We start from the raw sequence: 988 nt of genomic DNA, 5'->3' as shown, positions 1-988 counted from the left end.
TTCTGCGAACGCCTTCGCGGCCGGGTGCTCGAGGAGACCGGCTTGGTGGCGTCGGTCGGGGCGGGTTCGGGCAAGCAGATCGCCAAGATCGCCTCCGATCTGGCGAAGCCGGACGGGGTGCGCGTCGTCAGTCGCAGCGAGGAACGACTGCTGCTGGACGGGCTTTCGGTGCGCCGGCTGTGGGGAATCGGTCCGGTCGCCGAGGAGAAGCTGCACCGGCTGGGTATCGACACCATCGGCCAGCTCGCCGCACTGACCGACAGCGAGGTCGCCGATATTCTGGGCGCCACCATCGGTCCCGCACTGCACCGGTTGGCTCGGGGGATCGACGACCGGCGGGTCGCCGAACGTGCTGAGGCCAAACAGATCAGCGCCGAATCCACCTTTGCGGTCGACCTGACCACCTTGGACCAGCTCCGGGCAGAGATCGGTCCGATCGGTGAACACGCCTACCGCAGGCTGCTGCGCGACGGGCGCGGCGCTCGCACCGTGACGGTGAAACTCAAGAAGGCCGATATGAGTGTGCTGACCCGCTCGGCCACGCTGCCCTATGCGACCACCGACGCCAGCGCGCTCACCTCGGCGGCCGGCCGGCTGCTGCTCGATCCGCAGGAGATCGGCCCGATCCGGCTACTCGGCGTGGGATTCTCCGGGCTGACCGATGTTCGCCAGGAATCACTGTTCCCGGATCTGGAGTTTCCGGACGTGGCAGCTATCTCACCGGAAGTAACTGCGCGGGAACCGCTTTCCCTGCCGACCGCGGCGTCGTGGCGAGTCGGTGACGACGTCAGCCACCCTGACTTCGGTCACGGCTGGGTGCAGGGCGCCGGCCACGGAGTGGTGACGGTCCGTTTCGAGACGCGCGGCTCGGGCCCCGGCCCGGTGCGAACATTCCCCGACGATGAGCCCGGCATCAGCCGCGCCGACCCGGTGGCCAGCCTGGACTGGCCGGACTACGTCGCCCGCCCGGAGGAGCCCGTCTAGGGGC

General features: G+C 69.1%; 1 protein-coding gene. It reads left to right on the top strand.

What is annotated here, in order from left to right:
• A partial coding sequence (locus BN4346_RS46690) for a DNA polymerase IV (RefSeq protein WP_067977066.1) occupies positions 1 to 984 on the top strand: 984 nt, incomplete at its 5' end.
• Between the last annotated feature and the right edge of the window lie 4 nt (positions 985 to 988).

Source organism: Mycolicibacter icosiumassiliensis, from assembly GCF_900078685.2.
Taxonomy (GTDB): domain Bacteria; phylum Actinomycetota; class Actinomycetes; order Mycobacteriales; family Mycobacteriaceae; genus Mycobacterium; species Mycobacterium icosiumassiliensis.
The sequence above is the reverse complement of the archived record's forward strand: the minus strand, read 5'-3'. Positions and strand labels throughout refer to the sequence as shown.